This is a genomic window from Amycolatopsis sp. NPDC049868, from assembly GCF_044461365.1.
In the GTDB taxonomy this organism is placed as follows: domain Bacteria; phylum Actinomycetota; class Actinomycetes; order Mycobacteriales; family Pseudonocardiaceae; genus Amycolatopsis.
Map to the genome: position 1 here is coordinate 1,171,581 of NZ_JBITKV010000001.1, position 24,209 is coordinate 1,195,789.

General features: G+C 70.8%; 24 protein-coding genes. 14 read left to right on the forward strand and 10 right to left on the reverse strand.

Annotated features, from left to right (window positions below):
* Positions 1-17: 17 nt before the first annotated feature.
* The 3 genes from ACIBTM_RS05635 to ACIBTM_RS05645 are packed head-to-tail and all read right to left on the reverse strand — an operon-like array spanning position 18 to position 2,669.
* Positions 18-923: a glycosyltransferase family 2 protein gene (locus tag ACIBTM_RS05635; protein ID WP_395875357.1), complete on the reverse strand. Its 906-nt coding sequence runs from the start codon at positions 921-923 to the stop codon at positions 18-20.
* Positions 913-1,785 carry a glycosyltransferase family 2 protein gene (locus ACIBTM_RS05640; protein WP_395875358.1) on the reverse strand — a complete coding sequence of 291 codons (873 nt, stop codon included), beginning with the start codon at positions 1,783-1,785 and terminating at the stop codon, positions 913-915. Before ACIBTM_RS05640 ends, ACIBTM_RS05635 begins: the two co-directional genes overlap by 11 nt.
* On the reverse strand, positions 1,782-2,669 hold the full coding sequence (locus tag ACIBTM_RS05645; protein WP_395875359.1) for a polysaccharide pyruvyl transferase family protein: 888 nt from the start codon (positions 2,667-2,669) through the stop codon (positions 1,782-1,784). The genes ACIBTM_RS05640 and ACIBTM_RS05645 overlap by 4 nt, the downstream gene beginning before the upstream one ends.
* 70 nt (positions 2,670-2,739) lie before the next feature.
* On the opposite strand from ACIBTM_RS05645, the gene ACIBTM_RS05650 reads away from it, so the two are divergent.
* The 11 genes from ACIBTM_RS05650 to ACIBTM_RS05700 all read left to right on the forward strand — a co-directional run bounded on the left by ACIBTM_RS05650 (position 2,740) and on the right by ACIBTM_RS05700 (position 12,816).
* Positions 2,740-3,699, forward strand: a complete 960-nt coding sequence (locus ACIBTM_RS05650) for an NAD-dependent epimerase/dehydratase family protein (RefSeq protein WP_395875360.1) — start codon at positions 2,740-2,742, stop codon at positions 3,697-3,699.
* Between the two features lie 209 nt (positions 3,700-3,908).
* Positions 3,909-5,531, forward strand: coding sequence for a carbamoyltransferase (locus ACIBTM_RS05655; protein WP_395875362.1), 1,623 nt, complete (start codon positions 3,909-3,911; stop codon positions 5,529-5,531).
* A gap of 16 nt (positions 5,532-5,547) precedes the next feature.
* Positions 5,548-6,111, forward strand: coding sequence for an SIS domain-containing protein (locus tag ACIBTM_RS05660; protein WP_395875363.1), 564 nt, complete (start codon positions 5,548-5,550; stop codon positions 6,109-6,111).
* Complete coding sequence (locus ACIBTM_RS05665; RefSeq protein ID WP_395875364.1) at positions 6,108-7,466, forward strand: PfkB family carbohydrate kinase; 1,359 nt, start codon at positions 6,108-6,110, stop codon at positions 7,464-7,466. The genes ACIBTM_RS05660 and ACIBTM_RS05665 overlap by 4 nt, the downstream gene beginning before the upstream one ends.
* Complete coding sequence (locus ACIBTM_RS05670) at positions 7,466-8,152, forward strand: SDR family oxidoreductase (protein WP_395875800.1); 687 nt, start codon at positions 7,466-7,468, stop codon at positions 8,150-8,152. Before ACIBTM_RS05665 ends, ACIBTM_RS05670 begins: the two co-directional genes overlap by 1 nt.
* Entirely contained in the window at positions 8,149-9,087 is a 939-nt protein-coding gene (locus ACIBTM_RS05675) for a glycosyltransferase family 9 protein (RefSeq protein WP_395875365.1), read from the forward strand. The genes ACIBTM_RS05670 and ACIBTM_RS05675 overlap by 4 nt, the downstream gene beginning before the upstream one ends.
* Positions 9,080-10,387, forward strand: coding sequence for a UDP-glucose dehydrogenase family protein (locus ACIBTM_RS05680; protein ID WP_395875366.1), 1,308 nt, complete (start codon positions 9,080-9,082; stop codon positions 10,385-10,387). Before ACIBTM_RS05675 ends, ACIBTM_RS05680 begins: the two co-directional genes overlap by 8 nt.
* Positions 10,384-10,995, forward strand: a complete 612-nt coding sequence (locus ACIBTM_RS05685; protein WP_395875367.1) for a flavodoxin family protein — start codon at positions 10,384-10,386, stop codon at positions 10,993-10,995. The genes ACIBTM_RS05680 and ACIBTM_RS05685 overlap by 4 nt, the downstream gene beginning before the upstream one ends.
* 41 nt (positions 10,996-11,036) lie before the next feature.
* Complete coding sequence (locus ACIBTM_RS05690; protein ID WP_395875368.1) at positions 11,037-11,417, forward strand: hypothetical protein; 381 nt, start codon at positions 11,037-11,039, stop codon at positions 11,415-11,417.
* Positions 11,418-11,515: 98 nt separating this feature from the next.
* Entirely contained in the window at positions 11,516-12,190 is a 675-nt protein-coding gene (locus tag ACIBTM_RS05695; protein WP_395875369.1) for a DUF6766 family protein, read from the forward strand.
* Between the two features lie 62 nt (positions 12,191-12,252).
* On the forward strand, positions 12,253-12,816 hold the full coding sequence (locus ACIBTM_RS05700; protein WP_395875370.1) for a hemerythrin domain-containing protein: 564 nt from the start codon (positions 12,253-12,255) through the stop codon (positions 12,814-12,816).
* Positions 12,817-12,897: 81 nt separating this feature from the next.
* Here ACIBTM_RS05700 and ACIBTM_RS05705 read toward each other — a convergent pair whose 3' ends face one another.
* The 6 genes from ACIBTM_RS05705 to ACIBTM_RS05730 are packed head-to-tail and all read right to left on the reverse strand — an operon-like array spanning position 12,898 to position 18,582.
* Positions 12,898-13,569, reverse strand: a complete 672-nt coding sequence (locus ACIBTM_RS05705) for a phosphate signaling complex PhoU family protein (RefSeq protein ID WP_395875371.1) — start codon at positions 13,567-13,569, stop codon at positions 12,898-12,900.
* Complete coding sequence (locus tag ACIBTM_RS05710) at positions 13,566-14,303, reverse strand: metallophosphoesterase (protein WP_395875372.1); 738 nt, start codon at positions 14,301-14,303, stop codon at positions 13,566-13,568. Before ACIBTM_RS05710 ends, ACIBTM_RS05705 begins: the two co-directional genes overlap by 4 nt.
* The gene (locus tag ACIBTM_RS05715) at positions 14,300-15,109 is read right to left on the reverse strand and encodes a nucleotidyltransferase family protein (protein ID WP_395875373.1); all 810 of its coding nucleotides are present in this window, start codon (positions 15,107-15,109) and stop codon (positions 14,300-14,302) included. Before ACIBTM_RS05715 ends, ACIBTM_RS05710 begins: the two co-directional genes overlap by 4 nt.
* Positions 15,106-16,155, reverse strand: coding sequence for an NAD-dependent epimerase/dehydratase family protein (locus ACIBTM_RS05720; protein ID WP_395875374.1), 1,050 nt, complete (start codon positions 16,153-16,155; stop codon positions 15,106-15,108). Before ACIBTM_RS05720 ends, ACIBTM_RS05715 begins: the two co-directional genes overlap by 4 nt.
* 28 nt (positions 16,156-16,183) lie before the next feature.
* Entirely contained in the window at positions 16,184-17,218 is a 1,035-nt protein-coding gene (locus ACIBTM_RS05725; protein ID WP_395875375.1) for an aromatic acid exporter family protein, read from the reverse strand.
* Positions 17,218-18,582, reverse strand: a complete 1,365-nt coding sequence (locus ACIBTM_RS05730) for an aldehyde dehydrogenase family protein (RefSeq protein ID WP_395875376.1) — start codon at positions 18,580-18,582, stop codon at positions 17,218-17,220. The genes ACIBTM_RS05725 and ACIBTM_RS05730 overlap by 1 nt, the downstream gene beginning before the upstream one ends.
* Before the next feature lie 106 nt (positions 18,583-18,688).
* On the opposite strand from ACIBTM_RS05730, the gene ACIBTM_RS05735 reads away from it, so the two are divergent.
* The 3 genes from ACIBTM_RS05735 to ACIBTM_RS05745 are packed head-to-tail and all read left to right on the forward strand — an operon-like array spanning position 18,689 to position 23,307.
* Complete coding sequence (locus ACIBTM_RS05735; protein ID WP_395875377.1) at positions 18,689-20,794, forward strand: catalase; 2,106 nt, start codon at positions 18,689-18,691, stop codon at positions 20,792-20,794.
* A 3-nt stretch (positions 20,795-20,797) separates the two neighbouring features.
* On the forward strand, positions 20,798-22,285 hold the full coding sequence (locus ACIBTM_RS05740; protein ID WP_395875378.1) for an HAD-IIIA family hydrolase: 1,488 nt from the start codon (positions 20,798-20,800) through the stop codon (positions 22,283-22,285).
* On the forward strand, positions 22,282-23,307 hold the full coding sequence (locus ACIBTM_RS05745) for a glycosyltransferase family 9 protein (RefSeq protein ID WP_395875379.1): 1,026 nt from the start codon (positions 22,282-22,284) through the stop codon (positions 23,305-23,307). Before ACIBTM_RS05740 ends, ACIBTM_RS05745 begins: the two co-directional genes overlap by 4 nt.
* Here the strand turns inward: ACIBTM_RS05745 and ACIBTM_RS05750 are convergent.
* Complete coding sequence (locus tag ACIBTM_RS05750) at positions 23,270-24,124, reverse strand: SDR family oxidoreductase (protein WP_395875380.1); 855 nt, start codon at positions 24,122-24,124, stop codon at positions 23,270-23,272. The two genes, ACIBTM_RS05745 and ACIBTM_RS05750, sit on opposite strands and share 38 nt — an antisense overlap.
* Between the last annotated feature and the right edge of the window lie 85 nt (positions 24,125-24,209).

Consider the following 24,209-nt stretch of genomic DNA (forward strand, 5'->3'; position numbering starts at 1 on the left):
CCGGAAAGCGCCCGGCGTCACCCCACGTACCGCCGCGCGACCGAGTTCCGCTGCGACTCCTCCAGCAGTACCAGCCCCCGCTCGACCGCCGCCGGGACGACCGCCCGTTCCCGCACCACCCACGGAATCCCCCGTACCGCTTCGGCCACGGCCGCGAACGTCGCCCGGTCGAAGGGCGCCGAACGCAGCACCGTGACCATCCGGCGCAGGACGCTGCCGAGCGGGCGCCGCAGCCACAACGTCCACAGTGTGTTCCGGATACCGAGCTGACGGCGCCGTCGCAGATCGCGGACGGGCGAGGGAGCGTGATGGATCACCATCTCCTCGTCCCAGCACATCCACCATCCCTTGCTCGCGAGGTCGAGGGCGAACAGCTCCTCCTCTCCCCCGAGCCACATCCGGTCGGAGAACCCGCCGACGTCGTGGAACGCGCGGACGCGGACGGCCGACAGTCCCGCCATGACGCCCAGCAGAGCGGGACCGGGCAGCCATTCCGGGCCGGGGACCGGTGAATGGCGCAGTTCCGGGGTGATCGGGTCCTCGGTCAGCGCCGGCTCCACCAGGCACCGGCCGGTCACCACGCCCAGCCCCGGAAACGCGTCGAGCCGGTCGGCGGCGCGGCGCAGGGATCCGGGCTGCCATCGGGTGTCGTCGTCGCAAAAGGCCACATACGGTGTCTCCACTTCGCGCACGGCGAGATTGCGCGCGACGGCGCCGAGGTTCCGCGGCGCGCGGATCAGCCGGATCGCGGGGAACCGTTCTTCGACGGCGTCCGCGGTGCCATCGGTGGAAGCGTTGTCCACCACCACGATCGGCGCCGCGTCGGGTAACGCGGTCATCGAGGCGAGCGTCTCCAACAGCTGCGCGCGACGGTCGTGCGTGATCACCACGACCGTGATCCGGTCCTTCACTTCATCCTCCATGGGCGTGCTCCAGAACCCGGATCCGGTGCTCCACCGAAGCGGGCAGCCGTCGTCTGTTGGCGAGCGCCCACGGCAGGCGGCGCAGGGCCCCGGCGAGCGCGCCGAGCACCCGTGGCTCCCTCGGCACCCTGGCCAGTGCGCGGAACGCCTCGGCGAGGCACCGGCGTACGGGCCGTCTCATCACCGTGATCAGCATGCGGTTGCGGAGTTCGGCGCGCTCCCGCCAAGACGGCGACGGCCGCACCGGAGACGGATGATGGTGCGCGCGCACCGCCTCCACGTAACAGAGCCACCACCCGCGCGCCGCCAGGTCATAGGACAGCAAGCGCTCCTCCGCACCGAAACGCAGCAGCGGGTGGAAGCCGGCGGCCTGCAGGTACGCGGACCGCCGGACGATCGCGGAACAGGCGAGGAACCCGAGCACGGCCGGTCCGGGAAGCCCCTCGGGCCTGCCGAGCGGGCTCGCGGCCATCATCGAGACGACCGGATCCTCCCGTTCTTCCTCGCCCACCAGGGTTTTCGCGGCCACCAGGCCGATGTCGTCGTGGGTATCGAGAATCCGTTCGGCCTCGGCGAGCGCGTCTTCGGCCCACCAGGAATCGTCGTCACTGAAGGCGACATACGGCGTCCGGGCCACCGCGACGCCGAGATTCCGCGCCGCCACACCGATGTTGCGCGGCAACCGGACCACCCGGACACCGTGGAACGCGGCGGCCCTTGCCGCCGTGCCGTCGGACGACCCGTTGTCCACCACCACGATCGGCGGTGGCGGCCGCAACGCCGTCAGCTCTCGCAATGTCCGTTCCAGTTCCGGTGCCCGGTCGCGGGTGGCGATCACCACCGTCGTCGCGGCGGCGCTCATCGCACCGGCCTGGTTTTCAGCGCCTTCACCATGTCCCGCATGAGCCCATTGTCGGCGGGCAGCGCGCGGAGCGCGGCCACCGCCCGGCCCTGCACCGAAGAACACCAGCACCACCAGGAGTCGAGCATGTCCCGATCACCCGCTTCTTCGGCCGGGACGAGCGCGGGCCAGCCGAGCGCGTCGGCCTGGGCGGTGACCTTGCCGCCGCCATCGACCGGGTCGATGGCCAGTGCCGGCACCCCCGCCTGAAGGCTCAGCACCAGGCCGTGCAGCCGCGTCGTGACCACGACATCCAGATGCGACAGGATCGACATGAACTGGTCCGGTGTCTCGCAGCGTTCCCAATCCGACGACGCCAGCCGCGTGTCGAGCGGCACCCGGGCGCAGTCCACCCCGGCGATCCACTTCCGCACCGACGCGTGCACCTCCGCATGGCGGCCGGAATCGCCGTACTCCCGTTGCGGGGGCGCCAGGATCACACCGGTCACCAGCACCTCGTCGGTCGGCACACCGAGGGAGAGATCCGGCGTGCCGATCTTGTCCCGATCCCGCGCGAACACCTCGTCGAAGCCGGTGACCGTGTCGTCCTCCGGATCGATCACCGAAACCCCGACCGCGATCCGCCGGCAATGGGCGAACCTCCGGTGCACCTCCCGGACCTGCCATCCGTGCGCCGGTCCGCAGACGAAGACCACGTGGCTGTACCGGGCCGGATCCACCTGTTCGTAGTCGATGTCCCCCGGCCGGTAGACCGGGCTCCACGCGAGATCGTGCGGCAAGCCCATGGTGGACAACGCCTCGTCGACCCTGCGCAGGCTGAGCACGTCCCCCGCGGTCGCCTCGCCGTGGCGGAAACTGGCCCAGCCGATAACCAATGCACGCATATCGGAGGCTTACCCGGCATGTCCGGGTTCACACGGTTTTTCCCGGGCCCGCACCGGGTAGCCCGTCGCCATGGACAGAGCGCTGGTGACCGGGGGTGCGGGTTTCGTCGGTTCGCATCTGTGCGAACGCCTGCTGGAGGCAGGCACGGAGGTCGTCGCGGCCGACAATTTCGCCACCGCCGTCACGGCCAACGTGGCGCATCTCCTCGACCGTCCGGGATTCCGCCTCCTCCCCCGTGACGTCACCGCGCCGATGACCGCGCCAGGCCCCTTCGACGTCGTCTTCCACCTGGCGTCCGCCGCCTCGCCCCGTGACTACCTCCGCCTGCCGCTGGAGACGCTGCGCGCGGGCTCCTACGGCACCGAACGGGCGCTGGACATCGCCGAACGCGACGGCGCCCGATTCGTCCTCGCGTCGACGAGCGAGGTCTACGGCGATCCGCGGGAGCATCCGCAGCGCGAGGAATACTGGGGGAATGTGAACCCGATCGGTCCGCGCAGCGTCTACGACGAAGCCAAGCGGTACGCCGAGGCGCTCACTTCGGCCATGCGCCGGGAGCGGGACGTGAACACCGGCATAGCGCGGATCTTCAACACCTACGGTCCCCGCATGCGTCCCGACGACGGCCGCATGATCCCGACCTTCATCGGGCAGGCGCTGGCGGGCGTACCGCTCACCGTGAGCGGCACCGGAAACCAGACCCGTTCCCTCTGCTACGTCGACGACACCGTCCGCGGCTTGATCGCGCTGGCCGCTTCCGACGTGCCCGGCCCGGTGAATCTCGGCAGCCCGCACGAGCTCACCGTGCTGCGGATCGCGGAGGAGATCCTGGCCGTCACCGGCAGTGCGTCCACGATCGAACACGTCGACGCCGCCGTCGACGATCCGGCCCGCCGGTGCCCGGACATCTCCCGCGCCCGCCGCGAACTCGGCTGGGAGCCGGAGATCGGGCTGGCGGAAGGACTTCCGCGCACCGTCGCCTGGTTCACGCGGGAGAGGTCGGGCCCGTACCCGGCCGCCGGCGCGTGACTGGATGGCCGACACGCGTGACTGGACGGACGACACGCGTGTCCAGGCGGACGGCTCGGGCAGGTTCCGGGCTATACCCCGAGAGACGCTTCGCTCAGTAGCGACGTCCTGGGCTTTTCCGCCGGATCGTTTATCCCCGACCGCACCGGGTAGCGCTACGGAGGTAAGCGCGGGTCACGGCCCGCGGCCCCGACCGGAGAGGTGGCCCGGTGCGCATACTCGGTGTCAACGCCGTCTTCCACGACCCGGCCGCGGCCCTGGTCGTCGATGGCGAAATCGTGGCGGCGGCGGAGGAAGAACGGTTCAGCCGCCGCAAACACGGCAAACGGCCGGTGCCGTTCTCCGCTTGGGAACAGCCGGCCGAGGCCGCCGCGTGGTGCCTGGCCGAGGCGGGGATCTCCGCGCAGGATCTCGACGCGGTCGGCTATTCGTACGATCCGGCGCTCGTCGAACCGGGCATGGCGGGACACGACGGGAAGAACGAATGTCTCCGCACCGACTTCGCCCGCCGGGCTCCCGCGTTCCTCAAGGCCGCCTTGCCGGGGCTGGATCCCGCGATCGTCCGCTTCGTCCGGCACCACGTCGCGCACGCCGCCTCGGCCGCGCTCGCCGCGCCGTTCGGGGACTGCGCGGTGCTGGTCGCCGACGGCCGCGGCGAGAGCACGTCCTATCTCGCCGGCGAGTATCGCGACGGCAAGTTCGAGGAGCTCGCCGAGCAACGGCTTCCCCATTCGCTCGGGCTGATGTACGAGGACCTGACCGAGCACCTCGGTTTCGCCCGGTCCAGTGACGAGTACAAGGTGATGGCCCTCGCCTCGTACGGGAAACCCCGCTTCCTCGGCCGGATCGCGGAAAGCGTGCACACCAACGGGACGGGGTTCCGCACCGACGAGATCGACTGGACCTCGTTCGCCCCCGCCGTCGAGCCGGGGCAGGAACCGAAGCAGGTCCACGCCGATCTGACCGCGAGCGTGCAGCGGTGCCTGGAAGACGTGCTGCTCGATCTGGCGGCCAAACTCCACCAGCACACCGGGCACACCGACCTCGCGCTGGCGGGCGGGATCGCGCTCAACTGCGTCGCGAACACCCGGCTCCACGCCGAAGGACCGTTCGACCGGATCTGGGTCCAGCCCGCCGCCGGTGACGCCGGCACCGCGCTCGGCGCGGCTTTGGAACTCGCCGCCGAATTCGGCGACCGCGGTGGCCCGATGACCGGCGCGGATCTCGGCCGCGGCTGGACCGACGACCAGCTGGAGAACGCGCTCAAGACCGCGAACTTGCGCTACGAGCGGCCGGACGACCTCGCCGAGACCGTCGCCGGAGCACTGGCCGAAGACCGGATCGTGGCCTGGTTCCAGGGCCGGTCCGAGTTCGGTCCGCGCGCGCTGGGCCACCGGTCGCTGCTCGCGCATCCCGGACACGAAGCCAATCTGGAACGGCTGAACGACGTGAAGGGCCGCGAGCAGTTCCGTCCGGTCGCCCCGATGGTGCTCGCCGACCGGGCGGGCGAGATCTTCTCCCGCGGCCCGCTTCCCAGTCCCTACATGCTTTTCGTACACGACGTCTCTCCACAATGGAGAGACCGTATCCCCGCCGTCACCCATGTCGACGGTACGGCCCGCGTGCAGACGGTCGACGCGGGCGAGGAACCGCTCGTGGCGCGGATGATCGGCGCGTTCGAACGGCGCACCGGCGTGCCCGCCGTGGTCAACACCAGCCTCAACACCGCGGGCAGGCCGATGGTCGATTCACCCAGGGACGCCCTGGAGTGCTTCGGTTCGGCCCCCATCGACCTGCTCGCCCTCGGACCGTTCGTGGTCCGCCGTCCCTGACCTTCGGAGGTGTGTCGTGATCGAAGAACACTTCGCAGCATTGAGCGAGGCAGCCGGGAAGTCCGCTTCATGGTCGCCCAAGATCCGCGACTGGGGTGACCAGCTGGCGGCCGTGCTGTCCGACGGCGGACGGCTGCTCGCGTGCGGCAACGGCGGGAGCGCCGCCGAAACGCAGCATCTCACCGGGGAGCTGGTGGGCCGGTTCCGCAATGACCGGCCGCCGCTCTCGGCGATCGCGCTGCACGCGGACACCTCCGCCGTGACGGCCATCGTCAACGACTACGGCGAGCACGAGGTGTTCGCACGGCAGGTGCGGGCGCACGGCCGCCCCGGCGACATCCTCGTCTGTCTTTCCACCAGCGGGGGCAGCCAGAACGTCGTCGCGGCCGCGAAGGCCGCTCATGAACTCGGCGTCACCACCTGGGCGATCACCGGTCCCTCCCCCAATCCGCTCGCCGCGCTGTGCTCCGACGCGATCCCAGTGGAGGCGCGGTCGATGGCGACCGTGCAGGAGGTCCACCTCGCGCTGGTGCACGCCCTGTGCACCGCGCTGGACGACGCGCTCGGGGTGCCCACGTGAGGCCGCTGGTCGTGCTGGGCGACGCCTTGCTGGACATCGACGTCGACGGCACGTCGGACCGGCTCTGCCCGGACGCGCCGGTGCCCGTCGTCGACCTGGTCCGGGAATGGCGGCGGCCGGGCGGTGCCGGGCTGGCCGCGTTGCTCGCGGCCCGGTCCACCGCCGAGGTCGTGCTGGTCACCCCGCTGGGTGACGATCAGGCGGGACGGACCCTGACCGGGCTGCTGGACCGCGAGGTCCGGATGGTGCCGATGCCGTTGCTCGGCACCACCGTCACCAAGAAGCGGGTGCGCGCGGCGGGGCAGTCACTGATCCGTCTCGACAGCGGTGACGGCAGGGCGGAGTTCTCGCCGCTCACCTCCGGCGTCCGGGAGGCGCTGCGGTCGGCGGGCGCGATCCTCGTCGCCGACTACGGCCGCGGTGTGACCGGTCATCCGGAGATCCGCGCGCTGCTCGCCGAACTGGCTGGCACCATCCCCGTCGTCTGGGACCCGCATCCCCGCGGGAGCGAGCCCGTCGCGGGCGTCCGGTTGGCCACCCCGAATCTCGCCGAAGCCGAGCAGTACACCGAAACCCGCGCCGACGCCGGTGACCTGGCGAAGCAGGTGCACGCGCTGTGGAAGGCCGACGCGGTCAGCGTCACCACGGGCGCGCACGGCGCGGTGCTGACCGCGGGCGGACCGTGCACGACGTTCCGGCCGCCGTCGGGGATCGTCGCCAAGGACACTTGCGGCGCGGGTGATCGGTTCGCGTCCGCGGTCACCGCGGCGTTGCTCGGCGGCGCGTCCACCGCCGACGCCGTGGCGGCCGGCGTCGAGACGGCGGCCCGGTTCGTCGCGACCGGCGGTGCCGCCACACTGTCCACAGTGGACTCTTTGCCCGAACCGGAATCCCACCACCACGGCACTTCGGCGTTCGACGTCGCGGCACGGATCCGCGCGCGAGGAGGCAGGCTCGTGGCCACGGGTGGTTGTTTCGATCTGCTGCACCCCGGCCACGCCGCCCTGCTCCGGCAGGCGCGTGCCCTGGGCGACGCCCTCGTCGTCTGCCTCAATTCCGATGCCTCGGTGCGCGGCCTGAAAGGGCTGGGCAGGCCGATCGTGACCGCCCGCGACCGCGCCCGGCTGCTCACCGAACTCACTTCGGTCGACGCCGTCGTGGTGTTCGACGAACCCGATCCGGCCGCGGTGCTGGACCGCCTGCGCCCGGACGTCTGGGTCAAGGGCGGCGACTACGCCGACACCGAACTCCCCGAAAGCGCCGTGGTACGGCGGCACGGTGGCGAAATCGTCCTGATCCCGACCATCCGCGGCTATTCCACCTCCCGGCTGGTGGCCGCGGCGGAAGGAGCATGATGCGCCCTCTCGGCAACATCCTGATCACCGGCGGCGCGTCCGGCCTCGGCGCCGCGACCGTCGAAGCCGTCCGCGAGGCCGGCGGCACCCCTCTGGTCGTCGATCGAGCCGAACCGGCGGCCGATGTCGCCTTCGTCCGAGCCGATCTGGCCGATTCCGGCGCGGCCGCGAACGCCGTCGACGCGCTCGCCGAACGGGCGGGCGGGCTCGACGGTGTCTTCACCGCGGCGGGGACCGACGCGTGCGGCCCGCTCGACGAAGTGTCCACCGCGGACTGGGAGCGCGTCGTCCGCGTCAATCTGCTCGGCACCGCGGCGGTCGTCCGCGCGGCGCTGCCGCACCTGCGCCGGAGCAGCGGCACGGTGGTGACCTGCGCGTCGACGCTGGGGCTGCGGGTCGCCGGGGACGCGAGTGCCTACTGCGCGTCGAAATTCGGCGTCGTCGGCTTCACCAGGGCACTCGCCATGGAGCTCGCGGGCCGGGTCGGGGTGACCTTGCTCGTCCCCGGCGGCATGCACACGGCGTTCTTCGACGACCGGGCCGAGCGGTACAAGCCGCCACCGAACGCCAAACTCAACCGGCCCGAGCACGTCGCGGCGTCGGTGGTGTTCGCCCTGTCCCAGCCGGCCGGTTGCGAGGTCCGTGAACTCGTGGTGTGCGCTTCGGAAGAGGGGTCCTGGCCGTGACCGGTGGCATCCTCGTGTTGCGCGCCCTCGGCCTGGGGGATCTGCTCACCGCGATCCCCGCCCTGCGGGCCCTGCGCCGCGCCTTCGACGGCGAACGGCTGGTCCTCGCCGCTCCAGAGGGTTTGCGCGACCTCGTCGAACTGATCGACGCCGTGGACGAGCTGCTCCCGACGGCCGGGCTCGGCGAACTGTCCTGGCCAGGCGAGCCGCCGCGGCTGGCGGTGAACCTGCACGGCCGCGGCCCGGAGAGCATCCACGACCTGCTCGCCCAGGATCCGCTCGAACTCATCACCCACCGGCATCCGGACTTCCCCGGCGTCGACGGCCCCGACTGGCCCGCCGAGGCGCACGAAGTCGACCGCTGGTGCCGTCTGCTCGAAGCCGCGCGTATCCCGGCCGACCGGGACGACCTCTCGCTGCCCCCGCCGCCCGGCCCCAGCCCGGCGCCGGACGCGGTGGTGATCCACCCGGGTGCCGCCTTCGCAGCCCGGCGCTGGCCGCCGGACCGGTACGCGCGGGTGGCGCGGGAACTCTCCACCCGGCATCGGGTGATCGTCACGGGAAGCGCGCCGGAAGCGCCCCTCGTCCGCGCGGTCGTCGAGGCGGCCGGGCTTCCCGACGACGCGGTGCTCGTGGGCGGCGGTCTCGCCGAACTGGCCGCGACCGTGGCCGGGGCGCGGTTGGTGATCTGCGGCGACACCGGGGTCGGCCACCTCGCCACCGCGTACGGGACGCCGTCGGTGCTGCTGTTCGGGCCGACCCCGCCGCGGCTCTGGGGCCCGCCCGCCGGAGACCGGCGGCATACGGTCCTCTGGGTGGGGGACGTCGGCGACCCGCACGGCGGCGCTCCGGATCCGGGACTGCTGCTGTTGCGTGAGGAGCGCGTCCTCACCGCGGCCGAGGACCTGCTCCGGGCGGGGGCTTCCCGTGGTTGAGCGGGTGGGGGTGATCGGCGCCGGGTACGTCGGGCTCACCAGCGCGGCGTGCTTCGCCCATCTGGGGCACCAGGTGGTCTGCGTCGACAACGATCTGTCCAAAGTGGACAACCTGAACCGGGGCGAGGTCACCATCGCCGAACCCGGGCTCACGGAACTGGTCCGAGACGGGCTGGGCCGCGGACGGCTCCGCTTCACCGGCGCGCCGCGAGAACTGTCCGATGTGGACTTCGTGCTGCTGTGCCTGCCCACTCCGAAAGGAAAGGACGGGGACGCCGACGTCCGGATGCTGGACGAGGTCGTGGCCACGCTGCCCGGGCTGCTCACGCCCGGCCGCGTGGTCGTCACGAAGTCGACCGTCCCGGTCGGCACCGGAACCCGGCTCGCGGAGTCACTCGGGCCGGACCTGCCCGTGGTGAGCAATCCCGAGTTCCTCCGTGAGGGACACGCCGTCGAAGACTTCCTGAAGCCCGACCGGGTCGTCCTCGGCTCGCTCCCCGGGAACAGGACGGCCGCGGAGCGGGTGGCCGCGTTGTACGGGGAGACGAACGCGCCGGTGTGGTTCACCGATCCGGCGAGCGCCGAGCTCGCGAAGTACGCCAGCAACGCTTTCCTGGCGCTGAAAGTGTCCTATGTGAACGTCCTCGCCGAACTCTGCGAGCACTACGGCGCCGACATCCGCGACGTCGGGCGGCTCATGGGGCTCGATTCCCGGATCGGGCCCGCCTTCCTCGTTCCCGGCCCCGGCTGGGGCGGCTCGTGCCTGCCCAAGGACACCGCCGCGCTACTGCGGACCGCGGAACACGCGGGCGTCGACTTCGGCATCCTCCGTGACGCCATGAAGGCCAACGCCCGTCAGCGGGCGGCCGTGGTGCGGAAGATCCGCCGCGCGATCACCGGGGTTTCGGACGGCTCGCTCTCGGGCATCCGTATCGGGTTGCTCGGACTGGCGTTCAAGGCGGGAACCGGGGATCTGCGGGATTCCCCCGCGCTCGCGGTCGCGCGGGAGCTCGCCAGGAGCGGCGCGGTGCTGACCGCGTACGACCCCGGCGTCGAAGCCGTCGAACCGGACACCGTCCAGGTCGTCGACGACCCGTACCTGGTGGCGAAGGACGCCGCGGCGCTGGTCGTGCTCACCGAGTGGCCCGAGTTCCGTGAGCTCGACTGGGACCGGCTCGCCGCCGCCACCGAACGCGCCGTCGTCGTCGACGCCAGGAATCTCCTGGATCCGGCGACCGTCGGCGAAGCGGGCTTCGTCCATACGGGACTCGGCACCGATCCGAACAGGAGGACAGGATGACCCAGCCGTTGAAGGCCCTCGCACTGGTGTGCTCGCTCAAACCGTCCCCCGCCCCGTCGAGCAGCGCGCTGATCGCGCAGCAGCTTCTGGACGAGCTGGCCGGGCACGGCGCCACCGGGGAACTCGTGCGCGTGGTCGACCACGACGTCAAACCGGGCGTGGAGGCCGACATGGGCGACGGCGACGCCTGGCCGGTGATCCGCCGCAAGATCGCCGCCGCCGACATCCTGTTGATTTCGACGCCGACCTGGGTCGGCCACATGTCCAGTGTGGCGCAGCGGGTACTGGAGCGGCTCGACGCCGAACTGTCCGAAACGGACGACGACGGCAGGCCCTCGATGTTCGGCAAGGTCGGCGTCACCGCCGTCGTCGGCAACGAGGACGGTGCGCACAAGATCACCGCCGACCTCTTCCAGGCCCTCAACGACGTCGGCTTCACGGTGCCCGCACAGGGCGGGACCTACTGGAACGGCGAGGCGATGAAGGGCGGGGACTACAACGACCTCGACGAAACACCGGAAGCGGTCGAATCGACCAACTCGACCCTGGCACGCAACGCGATCCACCTGGCGGGCCTGCTGCGCGAGCGCCAATACCCCGCGTCCTGACCCGAGGTGTAACCGCCGGCCGGGCCGGGTACCCCTGACCCGTGACCGTCAAAACGCTGGCGTTCGGTACGTGCCTGCTGCTCGCCGGCTGTGCCGGAGCGAGCGGGCAAGAGCCGGTGAAAGAGGCCGCCGGGCGGTTCCTCGGCGCGCTCGCGTCGGGTGATCACCGCTCGGCGTGCGAGCTGCTCGCGCCCCGGGCGCGGGAGTCCTGGGCACCGGAAAGCTGCGAACGCGGCCTGGCAGGCGCGAACGTCCCGGACGGCGCGCCGGAATCGGTCTCGATCTGGAGCGAAGAAGCCCAGGTGAAGACCGCCCGCGACACGCTCTTCCTCCACGAGTCGTCCACCGGCTGGGTGATCACGGGAGCAGGCTGCCGCCACCGCAACGAACAGGTCTACGACTGCGCGGTGGGTGGCCCATGAAAGCACGTCCGGTGTTCACCGTCTATCTCGTCTTCGTGGTGGCCGTCCTCGGCTATTGCGTCCTGCTCGGCCTGCTGCACCGGTGAAGGAGGCGGATGATGCGAGGCTTTCTTCGTGACAACGCCCTTTCACTGGGCTTCGGGCTGCTGTTCCTGCTGAGTCTCGCGGGACAGGCGTTCGCCGGTCTCGCGAACTACAACGACGGGCGGCTCAGCCACGCCGCCGAGCCGGTCGGCCTGCTCGACTATCTGGCATCCGCGGACTTCGCCGTCGACGTCGCCGAAAACTGGCAATCGGAGTACCTGCAGTTCTTCCTCTACGTGTTCGCGACCGTGTGGCTGCTGCAACGAGGTTCCCCCGAATCGAAACCGGCCGGCCGCGTCGGGCTGGAAACGGACGAGGATCAGCAGGTCGGACGACACGCGACGGCCGATTCACCGAAATGGGCAAGGGCGGGCGGCTGGCGCACGGGAATCTTCTCGATGTCACTCGGACTGGTGATGCTGGGACTGTTCCTGCTGTCCTGGCTCGCCCAGTCCGTGGCCGGGATGAGCGCCTACAACGCCGAACAGCTCACCGAATTCGGCGATCCGGTGTCGTGGTCCGGCTATCTGGCGTCGTCGGACTTCTGGAACCGCACCCTGCAGAACTGGCAGTCGGAATTCCTCGCCATCGGCTCGATGGCGGTGTTCAGCGTGTACCTGCGCCAGCGCGGCTCCCCGGAATCCAAACCCGTCGGCGCGCCGCACCGGGCCACCGACGAATCCGGGTGATTGAAGCGCGGAGAACGGGTATCCGCCGGGCGTCGGACTGACGACCACGGACAGGAGTGTCCATGACCACCACCACGGAACACGACCTCGTCACGGTGATCACCGAGGATCACCGTGCCTTCGAACGGATCTTCAAGGAACTGGAATCCGGCAAGGGCGGTGACCGGCACCGCAAGGACCTCGCGGACCACGTGATCGCCGAACTCGTGCGTCATTCGATCGCCGAGGAACAGCACATGTACCCCGCCGCGCGGAAGCACCTCTCCGACGGCGACAAGGTCGCCGACCACGAGATCGAGGAGCACGCCGAAGCCGAACGGGTGATGAACGACCTCATCGGCCTGGAACCGGCGGACAACCGGTTCGACGAACTGGTCGGCAAGCTGATCGAGGACGTCCGGCATCACATCGAAGAGGAGGAACGCGACCTGCTGCCAAGGCTCCAGGCCGCCTGCGCTCCGGAAGACCTGCGGGAACTGGGCGAAAAGGTGTTGCGGGCCAAGGAGATCGCCCCGACCAGGCCGCATCCCGCCGCTCCGGACCGCCCGCCGGCAAACCGGATCCTGGCGCCGGGGACGGCGTTCATCGACAAGATCCGGGACGCGCTGGCGGACCGCGCGACCTGATCGTTCGCCCAGCGCGTGAAGGCCCCCTTCCCTCGGCTGAGCCGAGGGAAGGGGGCCTTCACGCGCAAAACCCAACCTACCTCAGAGTTCAGCAGGCGCATCCCGCACGGAAGATTCGGGCAACTCCCCGGTGAGCGCGAAATCCACCCGCCGTGCCACGGAGACGACCTGGTCCGCGAACCGCTCGTAGAACCGCGCCAGCAGCGCCACCGAGATCGCGGGGGCGACGCCATCGGCCCAGTCCGGCTCGGTGACCAGGGTCATCAGCTCCTCGTACAGGGCGTCGACACGCTCATCGGACCGGGCCAGCGAATGGAACACCTCCGCCGTCGGCCCTTCGATCGCGGCGCCGAGGTCTTCCGCCATCGAGCAGACGAGTCCGGCCATCTCGCCGAAACGTCCGGTGAGCGACTCGGGGACGGCGAATTCCGGCGCTCGCATGGCCTGTTCGGCAATGTGCTGCGCGAGGTCGCCCATCCGCTCCAGCCGGTCGGCGCAGTACACCGCCGCGAGCACGGTCCGCAGATCGCCCGCCACCGGCGCCTGCAGGGCGAGCAGCGTCTGCGCGGACTCCTCGCATCGGGTCCGTGCCGCGTTCAGTCTCGCCTCGACCGCCGCCAGCTCGGCGACGGCGTCGGCGTCCCGGTCGAGGAAGACCCGGTTCGCCAGGTGCAGTTCTTCGCAGGCCATGCCGCACATACTCGACAGGAGCTCGCCGAGAACGCTCAGCTGGCCGTGGAATCGTTCCCTCATGTCAACACTTTCGCAGGTTCGAGGACATACGTCGCGTACGCCGCGCGGATCACCGGCTGGGCGACGTTGCGCACCGGGACCCCGCCGGGGCTGACCCCTTGTTCGCTGCCGTAGTGCGCGTGCCCGTGCACGGCGAGGGCCGCCTGGGCGTCGTCGATCGGCTCGCACAGCAGATACGACCCCAGGAACGGGTGGATCTCCGGCGGTTCGCCGTGCAGGGTGCCGGGGATCGGCGAGTAGTGGGTCAGCGCGACGGTCACGTCGGGTTGCTCGTGTTCGAGCCCTTCCAGCGCGGTGCGCAGCCGCCTGGCCGCCGCCATGGTGTGCTCGACGAAATCCTTCATCTCGCGTTCGCCGAACCGGCTCGCGCATTTGCCCGCGAACCCGCCACCGAAGCCTTTGACCCCGGCGACGCCGAGCTTCCCGCCGTCCAGTTCCACCGTGGTCGCCGAACCTTCAAGGACGGTGATGCCGCTTTCCTCCAGCAGCCCGCTGACCGCTTCGGCCGCGTCCGAGTGGTAGTCGTGGTTGCCCAGCACCGAAATCACGGGGACGTCGAGCCCGGCGAACTCGTCGGCCACCACCCTGGCCTCTTCGACGCTGCCGTGCCGGGTGAGGTCGCCCGCGAGCAGCAGCACGTCGGCGTGTTCGGCGATATTGTCCAGCGCCGGCCGCAGCAGGCCTCGGTTGTCCTCCCCGAGGTGGACGTCCCCGACCGCGGCGACCCGGATCACCGGATCTCCTCGGCGTGCGACGGCTCCCGAACGTCGGCCAGCCGGACGTCGTTGTGCACCAGTTCGGCCGCGACGTGTTCGCAGACGACCGCCTCGATGTCGGCCTTGCGATTGGCGCACGGGACCTCGCCGCTGAGCCGGACCTGGTCGCCGCGCACGGTGACGTGCACGCCGAGTTCGGCGGTCCTCGGGTCTTCCGCCAGCGCCTTGGTCAGCCTGGCGACCAGGTACTGGGGCGCTTCCTCGGGCATCGGAAGCTCCTTTCCGTCGATGATGGACAGTGCCGCGAGCAGGGTCAGGAACGACCACGCGTACGGCGATTCGGCGGTCTCCTCGGCCACCCGGTGCCAGTCGACCTGCTCACGGAGGTCGCGGGCGATCCGCAGCAGCGGCGCGAAGTCGCACCGGTGCGCGCTGAGCACGAGGATCTTGTCGACGAGCAGGTCGGTCCCGTTGAGCACGGGGGCGGCGGTCGCCCCGACCCGCATCAGCGAAGCGCGGTCGAGCATCTCGTCGGTGACCGGCCGATGGTTGGGCCGGAAGATCAGGTCGACCAGGCAGGCGCCGTCGTAGACCTTGGTGAGCCAGTCCTCCGGCGGGTGCTCCCGTCTCAGCCCCGCCGCTTCCAAGGCTTCCGCCGCTTCCTCGATGTCCTCCTCCTTGAGGAAGAGGTCGACGTCGTGATCGGACGGCGGCCCGCCCCGCGCGTAGACGGCCAGGCCGCCCGCGACGGCGAACCGCACGGCGGTGTGGTCCAAAGTGGACACCACCCTGGTCAGCGTGCGCAGCAGTTCCTTCTCGTTCACGGCCGCTCCCCCACCCCGGTGGCCAGTTCGTGCGCCCTGCCCACGTCCGGTTTCAGCGGTTCGGTCGGGAATCCGTCGCCTTCTCGCAGGCCCTTGAGGAAGGCTTCGATCGCGTCCTCCGACGAGTATCGCGGCGTCCAGCCCAGTTCTTCCCTGGCCCGCGTGCAGTCCATCACCGGCAGGTGCAGAACGGCGTCGAAAAGCCCCGGTGTCGCCGGGATCAGATGCAGCGACCAGGCCACGGCCAGCGCTCGCCGGACGAAGAGCGCCGGGACCTTCACGGGCTTGGCACCGAAGATCCGGGCCAGCGCGCGGGTGTCCAGCACCGGGTCCGCGGCGATGTTGAAGGCTCCCTTGACGTCCTGGAGCGCGCAGCGGCGATAGGCGTCGGCCACGTCCTCGGTGTGCGCGGTCTGGATCCTCAGTTGAGGAATGTCCGGGAACACCGGGATCAGCGACGGCCGCACGAGCTTGCCCGGTACGAACGGGCCGCCGAAGAGCCGGCGCTGCTCGGGCGCCGCGGCCTTCTGGAAGAGGAAACCCGGCCGCACCCGCACCACCCGCAGCCGCGGATGACTCCGGTCGAATGCTTCGAGAACCCGTTCCACATAAGCCTTTTCGCGGGTGTACGCCGCCTTCGGTGACCCGTGGGTCGGCCACTCCTCGGTCACCGGGTGGTCGTCGTCCCTCGGCGAGTACGCCCCGATCGACGACGCGTACACCAGCGACGGCACCCGCATCGCCTGCGCGGTTTCGAACACCCGGATCGAACCCAGCACGTTGGAACGCCAGGTGACCTCGGGCCGGTGCGTGGGCTGGAAGAGCCAGGCCAGGTGAATCACCACGTCGGCGCCGTCGAACACGGCACGGAGGTCGTCGCGGGCGACGTCGGCGGTGACGAACTCGGTCTTCGGGCTCTCCCAGCGGCTGGGGCGCCTGGCCACACCGACGATCGAGCCGACCTCGGGGTCCGCGCCCAGCGCGCGGACCACCGCCGTCCCGACGTTGCCGGTGGCGCCGGTGACCACGATCCGCTTACCGCTCATGGGTACGGTTACCCACCGTCGCGTCGCCTTAATCGGCGCGGAGCCGCTGGACGAGACGCCGGGCGGGCAGCGCCATCGCCCCCAGCCCGATCGACGTGGCGACCTCGTCCGTGGGCGTCACGAGTAGGTGATCGATCTCGTCGAGCAGGCCGTGGCATCGATCTAGTTTGTCCGGACCACCCGAACGGGCCACCTCGGCGAGTGCTTCGAGCAGGTCGCCGACCACCCCGCGCGCGTGTTCGCCGGGATACCGGAACGGCTGCTCGCTCCGGGCGGCCTCGCTCACGGCGTCGATCAGCTGGGCGAGCGGGTGCCACAGGGAGACGAGGTTCGCCAACGGCTCCTCCCGGGTCTCGCGCCGCCCACGGAGGTTCAGGTACCGGCCCTCCCGGGTCCAGCCGATCGCGTCCTCCGCCTCCGCGACCAGGCTGCGGACGTCCTCCATGCGGTCGTCCAGGCCATCGGTCGCCTCGCCGCCGCGAACCAGTTCCGCGGTCCTGTCGAGAACGTCGGCGATCGCCGAAGCCAGCCGGGAGGTCGCCGCCCGCAGGCGCTCGCCGTGCAGCGGCGGCAGGATCACCGCGTTGAGCACCGCGCCGATCGCCGCCCCCAGCGCGGTTTCCAGCAGCCTGTCGGCGAGCAGGACTGGTTCGGTCGCGTTGCCGTAGGAGATCAGCAGCATGCCGGTGATCCCGACCCACACCCCCGAATCGCCGAACCCCCGCCACGAGCCGATCAGCAAGCCGATGAAGATGACCAGCCCGAGCGCCACCGTCACAGAGGGGATGAGCTGACCGGCGCCCGCCGCGAGCAGCACTCCCACGCTGACGGCGCCGACCTGCTGTGCCCAGCCGCGTAGGGACCGGTAGACGGTGGCCTGCACCAGGAACACCGCCGCGTACGGCGCCAGGAAGGGCTGGGGCAGCCGTAGGACCGCCGTCGCGACGATCCACGCGATCACGGCCGCCGCCGTCGCCTTCGCGGTCTGGACGAGGCTCCGGCGTTCCTCCCCCGGCACCCGGAACGCCCTGGCCGCCCAGGCGAACGGCGTCTTCCGACCCATCACGGACCCGGCGGGCCCAGGTGGACGACCTTGGTCTGCGTCATCTCGTCCAGCAGTTCCGGTCCGTAGCCGTAGCCACTGCCGCTGGCGCCGCGCGGATGAGCGGCCCCGCCGGGCGCGCCACCGAAGACGTTGTTGATCTTCACGGTGCCGGCCGGGAGTGCGCGCCAGGCGCGCTGCGCGTGGACCATCGAGGAGGTGAGCACGGTGGCCGCGAGACCGTACTCGCCGGCGGCCGCCTGTTCGAGTGCCTGGTCGAAGTCCGCCGCCACGGTCACCGGTGCGACCGGGCCGAAGGTCTCCTCGGTCAGGACCCGCATCCCCGGGGTGCATCCGGCGAGGACGGTCGCCGGGTAGTGGGCGCCGGGGCCGTCGGGCAGGAACCCTCCGGCAAGCGGATCGGCTCCTTGCGCGATCGCTTCCGCGACCTGGGCGTGGACCCCCTCGCGGTGGCGTCGGTCGACGAGCGGGGCCAGTTCGCGATGGCCCGCCTCGGCGACCAGCGCGGTGAGGAAGGCGTCCGCGACGTCCTGGTGTACATGGATCCGTTCGACCGAGACACAGATCTGCCCGGAGTTGGCGAAGGCCCCGGTCGCCGCCTGCTCGGCCGCCCAGACCGGATCCACGCCGGCGTCGACGACGAGCGGATCGTTCCCGCCGTTCTCCAGCAAGGTCTTGGCGCCGGTCCGCGCCGCGCTCGCCGCGATCGAGCGGCCCGCGGCCGTACCGCCGACATGGGCGATGACGTCGACGTCCGGGTGGGCGGCGAGTTCGGCGCCGACGCTCCCGTCCCCCTGCACGGTCTGGAGCACGCCATCGGGAAATGCCCGCGCCAGCATTTTTCCCAGCCAGGCGCCCGTATGCGGGCAGCGTTCGCTCGGCTTGTGCACCACGGTGTTCCCCGTGACCATGGCCGCGCCCAGCAGCCCGCAGGCCACGGCGACGGGATCGTTCCACGGTGTCAGCGCGACGACCACGCCCCGGGGTTCCGGCACCATCAGGTCGGTGGCCGCCGGATCACCCAGCAGGGACCGGCCCCGGTGAAGCGGCCCCAGTTCGGCGTACTGCTCCAAGGTTCCGGCTCCGGCCAGCACGCCCTCTTCGGCCTCGTCCCGTGGTTTGCCGGTCTCGCTCTCGACGAGGACGGCGAGTTCGCCCGCTCGCGCCCGGAGCGACCTGGCCGCGTCCTTCAGCGCGATCCCGCGAGCGGCCGCCGGCGTGGCGGCCCAGCCGGGGACCTGCCGCTTCGCCGTGGCGATGGCCGTCCGGACGCCGTCGGTCGTCGCCGTTTTGACGCTGCCGACGAGGCTGTCGTCGGCGGGATCGCGGATCTCCAGCACGGTCGGCCGGTCCACCGTCGTCATTCGCACCTCCTCGAAGTTTCCTGTGCGCCGGTTACCCGGTGTCGTTTTGCCGAAACGGTGCCGGGGTAGCCGCGAGGGAACCCACCACCGCGAAGGGGCGAGACCTGTGGCACAGCATCGAGAGGACGCGAAGGACAAGCAGCTGAACGGAAGCCGGGTGGATCCGGAAAGGTCCGTGCTGACGACACAGCAGGGAGTCCGGGTCGACCACACCGACGACTCGTTGACCGTGGGCGGTCGCGGGCCGACCCTGCTCGAAGATTTCCACGCCCGCGAGAAGATCACGCATTTCGACCATGAGCGCATCCCCGAACGGGTCGTGCACGCGCGCGGCGCGGGCGCCTACGGCTTCTTCGAGGCCTACGACGACGCGCTGGCGGACTACACCGTCGCCGAATTCCTCACCAGCGGCGAGAAGATCCCCGTGTTCGTGCGGTTCTCCACCGTCGCCGGTTCCCGCGGTTCGGCCGACACCGTGCGCGACGTCCGCGGCTTCGCGACGAAGTTCTACACCCGCCAAGGAAACTACGATCTCGTGGGCAACAACATGCCGGTGTTCTTCATCCAGGACGGCATCAAGTTCCCCGACTTCGTGCACGCGGTGAAACCCGAGCCGCACAACGAGATCCCGCAGGCCCAGTCGGCTCACGACACCTTCTGGGACTTCGTCTCGCTCCAGCCGGAAAGTTTGCACATGGTGCTCTGGCTGATGTCCGACCGCGCGCTGCCGCGTAGCTACCGGATGATGCAGGGGTTCGGCGTGCACACGTTCCGGCTGGTCAACGCCGACGGCAAGGGCACTTTCGTGAAGTTCCACTGGAAACCCGTCCTCGGCACACATTCCCTGGTGTGGGACGAATGCCAGAAGATCGCGGGCAAGGACCCCGACTTCAACCGGCGCGACCTGTGGGACGCGATCGAGGCCGGGCAGTACCCGGAATGGGAGCTGGGCGTGCAGCTGGTGGACGAGGATTCCGAGCACGCCTTCGACTTCGACCTGCTGGACGCCACGAAGATCATCCCCGAGGAGCAGGTGCCCGTGCGCCCGGTCGGGCGGATGGTCCTGGACCGCAACCCCGAAGACTTCTTCGCCGAGACCGAACAGATCGCCTTCCACACCGCGAACATCGTCCCCGGTATCGACTTCACCAACGATCCGCTGCTGCAGGCCCGGAACTTCTCGTACCTCGACACGCAGCTGATCCGGCTCGGCGGCCCCAACTTCTCGCAGCTCCCGGTGAACCGGCCGATCGCGCCGGTGCACACGAACCAGCGTGACGGGTACGGCCAGCAGAGCGTCCACAAGGGACGGACGAGCTACTACCCGAACTCGCGCGGCGGTGGCTGCCCGGCGATCGCCGATTCCGGGTCCTTCCGGCACTACACCGAAGCCGTCGCGGGCCACAAGATCCGCGACCGCAGCGAGAGTTTCAAGGACTTCTACAGTCAGGCGACGCTGTTCTGGAACAGCATGTCGCCGATCGAACGCGAGCATATCGTCGCGGCGTTCCGGTTCGAACTCGGCAAGGTCGAGGACCGGGAGGTCCGGGCGCGGACGGTCGCCGAGCTCAACAACGTCGACCATGATCTGGCCGCCGAGGTGGCCGAGGGAATCGGGATGAGCGTGCCCGCCGCTCCCGCCACCCCGCACCACGACCGCACCTCCCCCGCGCTTTCCCAGCTGAACCAGCCTTCCACCGCCGCGACCAGCCGGAAGGTGGCGGTGCTCGCCGCCGACGGGGTGGACACGATCGGCGTCGGCCGCCTCGTCGAAGCGCTGAAGGCCGAGGGAGCGGTCGCCGAGGTCCTGGCTCCCACCGAGGCCGAACTCCGGCCGGGCGGTGAAGGGGATCCTCTGCGGCCCGACAAGCAGCTCAACACCATGGCTTCGGTGCTTTACGACGCCGTCGTCGTCCCCTGTGGCCCGAGCGCGATCAACATCCTCGAACGGGACGGATACGCCGTGCATTTCGTCGCCGAGGCCTACAAACACGGCAAGCCGGTGGCCGCGTTCGGCACGGGGCTGGACCTGCTGCGCCGGGCCGGGGTGACCTCGAAGCTGGCCGACGACACCGAATCCCTGGTCGACCAGGGCGTGGTGACCACCACGGCGGCCGAGTCGACCCTCCCCGACGGCTTTTTCGCCTCGTTCACCGCGCAGCTCGGCGAACACCGCTCTTGGCTGCGGAAAACCGACACGATCCCGGCGTGACCGATGACCGACCTCGACTACACGATCGTGATCCCGACGACCGGCCGGGAGAATCTCCACACCCTCCTGGCCGGGATCGAAGCCGCCGGGGAGCCCCGGCCCGCGCGGATCATCGTCGCCGACGACCGGCCCGGCGGCGACGACCTGCGGCTTCCCCCGTCCACCACGGAGATCGAAGTCGTCCGTTCCGGCGGGCGGGGCCCGGCGGCGGCCCGCAACGCCGGCTGGCGGCGCGCGAAGTCCGAGTGGATCGCCTTCCTCGACGACGACGTGCTGATCGGCTCGGACTGGCCGCGGAAGCTCGCCGAAGACCTGCTCTCCCTCGGAGCGGAGACGGCGGCGTCGCAGGCCCGCCTCGTCGTACCGCTGCCGCCGGACCGCCGCCCGACCGACGAGGAACGCGGAACGGCCGGGCTGGAGACGGCCCGGTGGATCACCGCCGACATGGCTTACCGCCGGGCCGTGCTCGCCGAGGTCGGCGGCTTCGACGAGCGCTTTCCCCGTGCCTACCGGGAAGACTCGGATCTGGCCTTGAACGTCACCAAGGCGGGCCACCTCATCGCGCGAGGCGAACGCGTCACCGTCCATCCGCCCAAACGATCGGGCTCGCTGGCCAGCCTGCACGCACAGCGGGGCAACGCCGACGACGCGCTCATGCGACGCAAGCACGGTGTCCTCTGGCGACAGCAGACCGGGGCCGGGCACGGACGACTCGAACGGCACGCGGTCGCCACCGTGAGCGCGGCAGCCGCCGTGGCGTTGTTCGCGATGGGACGCCGTAAGGCCGCCGCCGCGGCGGCCGGGCTGTGGGCGGGGCTGACCGCCGAATTCGCGGCGCGCCGGATCGCCCCTGGACCGCTCACCACCGGCGAGGTGGGGCGGATGCTGCTGACCAGCGTGCTCATCCCGCCCGCGGCCTGCTACCACCGGCTGCGCGGGGAGCTGCGGCACCGGTTGTCGAGGCGGCCGCAGGCCCTGCTGTTCGACCGGGACGACACCCTCATCGTCGACGTGCCCTACCTCGACGACCCCGACGGTGTGCGTCCCGTTCCCGGCGCCGGAGACCTGCTGCGCGGGGTGCGTGCGGCGGGGATCAGGATCGGTGTGGTCAGCAATCAGTCCGGGGTGGCGAAGGGCGTGATCACCCCGGATCGGCTGGCCGCGGTGAACGCCCGCGTCGAAGCGGTGCTCGGCCCGTTCGGCACCTGGCAGGTCTGCGTGCACGACGACGGTGACGGTTGCGCCTGCCGGAAACCCGCGCCCGGGCTGGTGCGGCAGGCCGCGGAAGCGCTCGGCGTCGACGTCCGCCGCTGTGTGGTCATCGGTGACACCGGAGCCGACGTCGACGCCGCCCTCGCCGCGGGCGCCCGCGGAATCCTCGTCCCGACCGCGCGGACCCGGCCGGAGGAGATCGATCGCGCCCGCCGCCGGGCGACCGTCGCCCGCGATCTCGCCGAGGCCGTCCACCTGGCCGTCGCGGGTTCCCGATGAACGTCCTGGTCGCGAGGATGGACAACCTCGGCGACGTCCTGCTGGCCGGTCCCTGCGTCCGCGCGGTCGCGGCGGGTGCCGAGCGTGTGGTCCTGTTGGCCGGGCCCCGGGGCCGCGCGGCGGGCGAACTACTGCCCGGCGTGGACGAGGTCGTCACCTGGTGCGCGCCGTGGATCGACCCCGAGCCACCGCCGGTCACCCAGGACGACACCGAAGCGCTGGTCCGGCGCCTGCGCGGGTTCTCCTTCGACGCTGCACTCGTGCTGACGTCGTTCCACCAGTCCCCGCTCCCGCTGGCCCTGCTGCTCAGGATGGCGGGCGTGCCCTGGATCGGCGCGGTCTGCGACGACTATCCCGGGTCGCTGCTGGATCTGCGGCACCGGGTGACCGGCGATCCGCCGGAACCGGCGCGGATGCTGTCCCTGGCCGAGGCAGCGGGCTTCTCGTTGCCGCCCGGCGACGACGGTGGCCTCGCGATCCACGGGCCACTGCCGCCGGTGGAACGGCTGGTCGGCGACGAGGATTACGTGGTCGTCCACCCGGCCGCGTCGGTCCCGGCCCGGCAACCGTCCGCCGACCGCTCGGCCGCGATCGTGCGGGCGCTGCAGGCCGCCGGACGCCGCGTCGTCGTCACCGGCTCCCCGTCGGAAAGCGCTCTGACCAGGCAGGTCGCCGGAGACGCGCTCGATCTGGGCGGCCGGACGGACCTGTCCGAACTGGCGGCCGTACTCGCCGCGGCGGACGTCGTGGTGGCGCCCAACACCGGCCCCGCCCACCTCGCGGCCGCCGTCGGCACCCCGGTGGTCTCCTTGTTCGCCCCTGTCGTGCCGGCGTCGCGCTGGGCACCGTACGGGGTGCCGTCCGAAGTGCTCGGCGACCAGCACGCGGCGTGCCGGGACAGCCGGGCCCGGGTCTGCCCCGTGCCCGGCCATCCGTGCCTGGACCGTGTCGCGCCCGAAGCCGTCGCCGACGCCGTCGCGCGCCTCAGCCGGGTGTGGTCTCGCCGCCCAGCGCGGCGATGACCTCACCGCTGTAATACGACGAAAGCCGGTTGGACGCCAGGAAAACGTACGACGGCGCGAGGTCGTCGGGATGAGCCGCGCGCTCGAACGGGACCTGGAGGCCGAACTTCTCCACCTTCTCCGGCGGGAACGTCGACGGGATCAGCGGTGTCCACACCGGACCGGGCGCGACACAGTTGATCCGGACACCGCGATCGGCCAATGCCTGCGCCATCGCGTACGTCCAGGCGTGCACCGCTCCCTTGGTCGCCGAATAGTCGATCAGGGATTTGTTGCCCCGCAAGCCGTTCACCGAACCGGTGTTGATGATGACCGAGCCCTCGCGCAGATGCGGCAGCGCGGCGTTCGTCACCCGGAAGAAGCTGTGGATGTTCACGTCGAAGGTGTGCGTCCACTGCTCGTCGGTGAGCTCCTCCGGGGAGTCGACCGGCCACTGCGTGGCGACGTTGTTGACCAGGATGTCCAGCCCGCCGAGTTCCTTCACGGTCCGGTCCACGATCTCGCGGCACCGCGCCGCTTCGGCGAGATCACCCGGTAGGAGGAGGCACTCGCGCCCTTCGGCGCGGACACGTTCCTCGGTGTACTTCGCGTCCTCGTGCTCGTTGAGATACGCGATCGCCACGTCGGCGCCTTCTTTCGCGAAGGCGATGGCGACCGCGCGGCCGATCCCGGAGTCGCCGCCGGTGATCAAGGCACGCTTGCCTGCCAGCAGCTCGCGGCCCTCGTAGTCCTCCATGGAGTCACGAGGCGGCGGGTCCATTTTCGACGTCACGCCCGGCGGTTCCTGCTGCTGCGGCGGTCGTAACCTGTCTGCCATCGGGTTTCCTCCCGTCGGGTGCTTTCGCGGACGGTTACCCGGATGGCCGCTGTGCTGAACATGCCGTGCCGTGCCCGCGGCGGCG

Bases quoted from the DNA above. Each gene is read 5' to 3' on its own strand.
- ACIBTM_RS05650 (WP_395875360.1), top strand. From the start codon at position 2,740: ATGGACAGAGCGCTGGTGACCGGGGGTGCGGGTTTCGTCGGTTCGCAT.
- ACIBTM_RS05645 (WP_395875359.1), bottom strand. From the start codon at position 2,669: ATGCGTGCATTGGTTATCGGCTGGGCCAGTTTCCGCCACGGCGAGGCG.
- ACIBTM_RS05740 (WP_395875378.1), top strand. From the start codon at position 20,798: ATGACCGACCTCGACTACACGATCGTGATCCCGACGACCGGCCGGGAG.
- ACIBTM_RS05705 (WP_395875371.1), bottom strand. From the start codon at position 13,569: ATGAGGGAACGATTCCACGGCCAGCTGAGCGTTCTCGGCGAGCTCCTG.
- ACIBTM_RS05730 (WP_395875376.1), bottom strand. From the start codon at position 18,582: ATGACGACGGTGGACCGGCCGACCGTGCTGGAGATCCGCGATCCCGCC.
- ACIBTM_RS05685 (WP_395875367.1), top strand. From the start codon at position 10,384: ATGACCCAGCCGTTGAAGGCCCTCGCACTGGTGTGCTCGCTCAAACCG.
- ACIBTM_RS05670 (WP_395875800.1), top strand. From the start codon at position 7,466: ATGCGCCCTCTCGGCAACATCCTGATCACCGGCGGCGCGTCCGGCCTC.
- ACIBTM_RS05635 (WP_395875357.1), bottom strand. From the start codon at position 923: ATGGAGGATGAAGTGAAGGACCGGATCACGGTCGTGGTGATCACGCAC.
- ACIBTM_RS05745 (WP_395875379.1), top strand. From the start codon at position 22,282: ATGAACGTCCTGGTCGCGAGGATGGACAACCTCGGCGACGTCCTGCTG.
- ACIBTM_RS05640 (WP_395875358.1), bottom strand. From the start codon at position 1,785: ATGAGCGCCGCCGCGACGACGGTGGTGATCGCCACCCGCGACCGGGCA.
- ACIBTM_RS05750 (WP_395875380.1), bottom strand. From the start codon at position 24,124: ATGGCAGACAGGTTACGACCGCCGCAGCAGCAGGAACCGCCGGGCGTG.
- ACIBTM_RS05695 (WP_395875369.1), top strand. From the start codon at position 11,516: ATGCGAGGCTTTCTTCGTGACAACGCCCTTTCACTGGGCTTCGGGCTG.
- ACIBTM_RS05700 (WP_395875370.1), top strand. From the start codon at position 12,253: ATGACCACCACCACGGAACACGACCTCGTCACGGTGATCACCGAGGAT.
- ACIBTM_RS05725 (WP_395875375.1), bottom strand. From the start codon at position 17,218: ATGGGTCGGAAGACGCCGTTCGCCTGGGCGGCCAGGGCGTTCCGGGTG.
- ACIBTM_RS05720 (WP_395875374.1), bottom strand. From the start codon at position 16,155: ATGAGCGGTAAGCGGATCGTGGTCACCGGCGCCACCGGCAACGTCGGG.